We start from the raw sequence: 6,046 nt of genomic DNA, 5'->3' as shown, positions 1-6,046 counted from the left end.
CCGCTGGTCGAGGCGGGGCACGTGTACCTGTCCCGTCCCCCGCTGTACAAGATCAAGTGGGGTCGTGACGACTTCGAGTACGCCTACTCCGACCGCGAGCGGGACGCGCTGGTCGAGCTGGGCAAGCAGCAGGGCAAGCGGATCCGGGAGGACTCGATCCAGCGGTTCAAGGGTCTGGGCGAGATGAACGCCGAGGAGCTGCGGGTGACCACGATGGACGTGGACCACCGCGTCCTGGGCCAGGTCACGCTGGACGACGCCGCGCAGGCCGACGACCTGTTCTCGGTCCTCATGGGCGAAGACGTCGAAGCACGGCGCTCCTTCATCCAGCGCAACGCCAAGGACGTCCGCTTCCTCGACATCTGAGTCGGTCCGTCGCTGACCGCCTGAAAGGACTTGAAGACCAGCAATGGCCGACGAGAACACTCCCACCACCACCGAGACCCCCGAAGAGGAGCCGCAGCTGCGGATCGAGCCCGTCGGGCTCGAGACGGAGATGCAGCGCTCCTACCTCGACTACGCGATGTCCGTCATCGTGTCCCGCGCGCTGCCGGACGTACGTGACGGCCTCAAGCCCGTCCACCGGCGCGTGCTGTACGCGATGTACGACGGCGGCTACCGGCCCGAGAAGGGCTTCTACAAGTGCGCCCGCGTCGTCGGCGACGTCATGGGCACGTACCACCCGCACGGCGACTCCTCCATCTACGACGCCCTGGTGCGCCTGGCCCAGCCGTGGTCCATGCGCATGCCGCTGGTCGACTCCAACGGCAACTTCGGCTCCCCGGGCAACGACCCGGCGGCCGCCATGCGCTACACCGAGTGCAAGATGGCGCCGCTGTCGATGGAGATGGTCCGCGACATCGACGAGGAGACCGTCGACTTCACGGACAACTACGACGGCCGCAACCAGGAGCCGACGGTCCTGCCGGCGCGCTTCCCGAACCTCCTGGTCAACGGCTCCGCCGGCATCGCCGTCGGCATGGCCACCAACATCCCGCCGCACAACCTCCGCGAGGTCGCGGACGGCGCGCAGTGGTACCTGGCCAACCCCGAGGCCTCGCACGAGGAGCTGCTGGACGCGCTCGTCGAGCGCATCAAGGGCCCCGACTTCCCGACCGGCGCGCTGGTCGTGGGCCGCAAGGGCATCGAGGAGGCGTACCGCACCGGCCGCGGCTCCATCACGATGCGCGCGGTGGTCGCGGTCGAGGAGATCCAGAACCGCCAGTGCCTGGTGGTCACGGAGCTGCCGTACCAGGTCAACCCCGACAACCTGGCGCAGAAGATCGCCGACCTCGTCAAGGACGGCAGGATCGGCGGCATCGCCGACGTCCGTGACGAGACCTCCTCGCGCACGGGCCAGCGCCTGGTGATCGTCCTCAAGCGGGACGCGGTCGCCAAGGTCGTGCTGAACAACCTGTACAAGCACACCGACCTCCAGACGAACTTCGGCGCCAACATGCTGGCGCTGGTGGACGGCGTGCCGCGCACGCTGTCGCTCGACGCGTTCATCCGCCACTGGGTGCACCACCAGATCGAGGTCATCGTCCGGCGCACGAAGTTCCGCCTGCGCAAGGCGGAGGAGCGCGCCCACATCCTGCGCGGCCTGCTCAAGGCCCTGGACGCGATCGACGAGGTCATCGCCCTCATCCGGCGCAGCGAGACGGTCGAGGTCGCCCGTACCGGCCTGATGGACCTCCTGGAGATCGACGAGATCCAGGCGAACGCCATCCTCGAGATGCAGCTGCGCCGGCTGGCCGCCCTGGAGCGCCAGAAGATCGTGGCCGAGCACGACGAGCTCCAGGCCAAGATCAACGAGTACAACGCGATCCTGGCCTCCCCGGAGAAGCAGCGCGGCATCGTCAGCGAGGAACTGGCGGCCATCGTCGAGAAGTTCGGCGACGACCGGCGTTCCAAGCTGGTGCCGTTCGACGGCGACATGTCCATCGAGGACCTGATCGCCGAAGAGGACATCGTCGTCACGATCACCCGTGGCGGCTACGTCAAGCGGACCAAGACCGACGACTACCGCTCGCAGAAGCGCGGCGGCAAGGGCGTGCGGGGCACGAAGCTGAAGGAAGACGACATCGTCGACCACTTCTTCGTCTCCACCACGCACCACTGGCTGCTGTTCTTCACCAACAAGGGCCGGGTCTACCGCGCCAAGGCGTACGAGCTGCCGGACGCCGGCCGGGACGCGCGCGGCCAGCACGTGGCGAACCTGCTGGCCTTCCAGCCGGACGAGCAGATCGCGCAGATCCTCGCGATCCGCGACTACGAGGCCGCCCCGTACCTGATCCTCGCCACCAAGGCGGGTCTGGTGAAGAAGACGGCGCTGAAGGACTACGACTCCCCGCGTTCGGGCGGCGTCATCGCCATCAACCTGCGCGAGCAGGAGGACGGCAACGACGACGAGCTGATCGGCGCCGAGCTGGTGTCCTCCGAGGACGACCTGCTGCTGATCAGCAAGAAGGCGCAGTCCATCCGCTTCACCGCGACGGACGACGCGCTGCGCCCGATGGGCCGTGCCACCTCCGGTGTGAAGGGCATGAGCTTCCGCGAGGGTGACGAGCTGCTCTCGATGAATGTCGTCCGGCCCGGTACGTTCGTCTTCACCGCGACGGACGGCGGCTATGCCAAGCGGACCCCCGTCGACGAGTACCGCGTCCAGGGACGAGGTGGCCTCGGCATCAAGGCCGCCAAGATCGTGGAGGACCGCGGTTCCCTCGTCGGGGCCCTGGTGGTCGAGGAGACGGACGAGATCCTCGCCATCACGCTCGGCGGAGGTGTGATCCGTACGCGAGTCAACGAAGTCAGGGAGACCGGCCGTGACACCATGGGCGTCCAGCTGATCAACCTGGGCAAGCGCGACGCCGTCGTCGGCATCGCGCGGAACGCCGAAGCCGGCCAGGAGGCTGACGAGGTCGACGAGACCGACGCAGTCGAGGGGACGGCCGAGGAAGCACAGGTCACCGAGGCCGCCGAGGGCACCGAGTCCTCGGCCGCGGAGCAGTAGGAGTAGAACGTGAGCGGAGCCACCGGCGCCGGATCGGCCACGACTGGAGCGAACGGTGCCGGTGGCCCCGCCGCGGACTCCCAGGGGGGAACCGTGACGGACACCCGCGGGCCGCAGCCCCAGGCTGCCGGTCCCTACCACCCGCCGCAGGCGTACGCGGCCCCTGCGGGCCCCGGCGCGCAGCGCGCCGATCAGCAGCGCGTGGCGCGTACGGGGGCCCGTACGACGCCCCGTACGCGCAAGGCGCGACTGCGCGTGGCGAAGGCCGACCCCTGGTCGGTCATGAAGGTCAGCTTCCTGCTGTCGATCGCGCTGGGCATCTGCACGATCATCGCGGCGGCGGTGCTGTGGATGGTCATGGACGCCATGGGCGTCTTCTCGACCGTGGGCGGGACGATCAGCGAGGCCACCGGCTCCAACGAGAGCAACGGCTTCGACCTGCAGTCCTTCCTGTCCCTGCCGCGGGTGCTGATCTTCACCTCGGTGATCGCGGTCATCGACGTGGTGCTGGCCACCGCGCTGGCCACGCTGGGCGCCTTCATCTACAACCTGTCGGCGGGCTTCGTGGGCGGCGTCGAGCTGACCCTCGCCGAGGACGAGTAGGGCGCACTGCTGGGGCCCCCGCAGGGCCGTGACCAGCGATTTGGGAACTACCGGGTCTGTGCGCTAATCTTCAGAGGTCAGCGCGCAGCGCGGAGGGGCTATAGCTCAGTTGGTTAGAGCGCATCCCTGATAAGGATGAGGCCACAGGTTCAAATCCTGTTAGCCCCACAGATCGGCAACGGCCCGACGGAGATTCTCCGTCGGGCCGTTGCCGTTGTGGGCCCCCGCTCGTTCCCTAGGTCACCGATCGGTATCGGTCGGTGTGTATAGTCGGGCGCCAGAAGTCCCCTACGTCAACGAAAGACGAGGTCGCGCGGTGAAGAAGCTGCTCCTGGTCGCACTGGCCGCCATCGGCGGGCTCCTCGTGTACCGCCAGATCCAGGCGGACCGCGCCGAGCAGGACCTGTGGACGGAGGCGACCGACTCCGTGCCGTCCGGCTCCGGTGTGTGAGACTGACCGAAGGCTGAGTCATGAAGCCCCGGCTGCCGCTGCGGCCGGGGCTTCGTGCTGTTCTGCGGTAGTTCGTTCGTTTTTGCTAACTTTCTACTTGCGCTAGCAAACTCGGGGTGGGGCGTGATGAAGCACGGGTCGATGCGACTGGTCGGTGCGCTGGTGGTGAGTGCCCTGGCGGCCGTCCCCGGGACGGCGTACGCGGCTCCGGACCCCGTCCCGTCGTACGTGCCGCGCCCCGGGGCCGAGGCGGTCGAGGGCGGCGCCAGCACGGCGAACGGGCCCGAGCTGCGGGCCGGCCGCACGTACGAGGACACGCTGCCGGTGGGCACCGAGCGGTTCTACCGGGTGGAGCTCGACGCGAAGTCCAGCGTCTACGTGTCGGCGACGGTGCGGCCGAAGGCGGACGCGAAGGTCAAGTACGGCGACGGCGTCGACGTGGTGCTGATGGACACCGGCGGCAAGGAGTGCAGCAGCTCCGGCGGCGTCACCTTCGGCGGCGACCAGGCCCGGCCGCTCGCGGACCTCGCGGTGCGCCGGCTGGAGGAGGACGGCGACTGCCAGGCGGCCGGCACCTACTACGTGAAGGTCACCCGGGAGACCGACAAGGAATCCGACCAGGGCGAGTGGCCCGTGGAGCTCCAGGTCGTACGGGAACCCGGCCTGGCCGGCAGCAACGCGCCCACCACCGGCCCGAGCGCCTACCCGTCCGCTCCGGTCTCCGCTCCCGGCGGCGCGCCGGTGAAGCGGGCGGGCGGCACCGGGTTCAACGACGCGCGGGCCGTGGGGCAGGGCGTCTACACCGCGGACATCCGCCCCGGGCAGAGCCTCTTCTACCGGGTGCCGGTGGACTGGGGGCAGCAGCTGAGCGTGGACGTGGAGCTGTCCGAAGCCCAGATGACCAAGGACTCCGGCTACGCCTCCTACGGCCTCATCTCCGAGGTCTACACGCCCGTCCGGAACCTGGCGCACTCCACGAACGACACCTACAGCGGCAAGCAGTTGAGGCTGCCGCTCGGACCGCTGGCGCCGGTCGTGTACGAGAACCGCTTCTCCGACAACAGCGACATGCGGCAGCTGCGCAGCGCCGGATGGCACTACCTGGCCGTCACGCTGAACCAGAAGGTCGGGGAGTTCACCACGGGCTCCGTCCCGCTCACGCTGCGGGTGAAGCTGACCGGCCAGGCCGCCCAGGGACCCGCCTACGCCGAGCCGGAGGAGGCCAGGAAGGCCGGCTTCGGGCTGACCGACGAGGACCGGGCGGCCGCCGACGCGGGGCAGACCGCGATCGAGGCCTCCGAGGCGGCCGACTCCCGCGCCACGATGCGGATCGTCGCGGCCGGCGGCATCGGTGCCGGGACCGTCCTGCTGCTCTGGCTGGGCGGCTGGACGCTGCTGGCGCGGCGCAGGGCCGCCGCGTAGAGCCGGCCCCGCAGGGGACCGGTGGCCGCCGGGGTACGGCGCCGGCCGGCTCAGGTCTGGGTGAGGGCCCAGAAGCCCACGGCGAAGCAGACCAGGGCGAGCAGCAGGACCGGTACGGCGACCTTCCGCGGGGGGCCGGGGCGGGGCGCCGGAGTCCGGGTGGGCGCCGGGGCCGCCGGCGGGCCCGCCAGGGGGTGCGGGGCCGTGTAGGGCCGGGTGCTGTCCTGGTGCGGGAAGGGGTGCGCCGGGGCGTCGTGCGGGGGCGGCGGAGCCAGGTGGAAGCTGCCGGTCTCCGACATGGCCGGCTGCGGTGCGTACGGGTTCGCCGGGGGCGCCTCGTACGGGCTGCGGGCCATCGCCGCCGAGGTCCGGGTGGGTTCGCCGGGGGAGTACACCGTGGCAGAAGGAGTGGCCGACGCCGGTGCGGGAGGGGCGCCGGGCGGTGCGGCGGGGGGGGGTGTTTGTAGTGTAAAAAACACCGGCGCCGGGGGGGGCGGGGCGGCCCGGGCCCGGGCGGCGGGGGCCGCCCCCGCCGGGGGGGGGCCCCCCGGGGCGGA

General features: G+C 70.3%; 4 protein-coding genes, 1 tRNA gene and 2 pseudogenes (1 of these 7 only partly in view). 6 read left to right on the top strand and 1 reads right to left on the bottom strand.

Annotated elements, in window-relative coordinates; translation table 11 throughout:
• From ACIQUR_RS17445 to ACIQUR_RS17420, 6 genes and pseudogenes are all read left to right on the top strand, one after another.
• Positions 1–366 (top strand): annotated as a pseudogene (locus ACIQUR_RS17445) (DNA topoisomerase IV subunit B); the annotation flags it as partial.
• Between the two features lie 43 nt (positions 367–409).
• Positions 410–3,013, top strand: coding sequence for a DNA gyrase subunit A (gyrA, locus tag ACIQUR_RS17440; RefSeq protein ID WP_403664850.1), 2,604 nt, complete (start codon positions 410–412; stop codon positions 3,011–3,013).
• Positions 3,014–3,106: 93 nt separating this feature from the next.
• Positions 3,107–3,616, top strand: coding sequence for a DUF3566 domain-containing protein (locus ACIQUR_RS17435; protein WP_403664848.1), 510 nt, complete (start codon positions 3,107–3,109; stop codon positions 3,614–3,616).
• Positions 3,617–3,710: 94 nt separating this feature from the next.
• Positions 3,711–3,784: transfer RNA gene (locus ACIQUR_RS17430), tRNA-Ile, on the top strand.
• Between the two features lie 148 nt (positions 3,785–3,932).
• Complete coding sequence (locus tag ACIQUR_RS17425) at positions 3,933–4,067, top strand: DLW-39 family protein (RefSeq protein WP_208809277.1); 135 nt, start codon at positions 3,933–3,935, stop codon at positions 4,065–4,067.
• A gap of 141 nt (positions 4,068–4,208) precedes the next feature.
• Positions 4,209–5,489 (top strand): hypothetical protein, encoded by a 1,281-nt coding sequence (locus ACIQUR_RS17420; protein WP_403664846.1) that lies wholly within the window; start codon positions 4,209–4,211, stop codon positions 5,487–5,489.
• A 50-nt stretch (positions 5,490–5,539) separates the two neighbouring features.
• On the opposite strand, the pseudogene ACIQUR_RS17415 reads toward ACIQUR_RS17420, so the two are convergent.
• A pseudogene (locus ACIQUR_RS17415) lies at positions 5,540–6,046 on the bottom strand (serine/threonine-protein kinase); it runs 1,039 nt beyond the window's last position.

Origin of the sequence: Streptomyces sp. NPDC101132 (assembly GCF_044759225.1) — a bacterium.
Taxonomy (GTDB): domain Bacteria; phylum Actinomycetota; class Actinomycetes; order Streptomycetales; family Streptomycetaceae; genus Streptomyces.
This window is presented reverse-complemented; position numbering and strand designations above follow the sequence as displayed.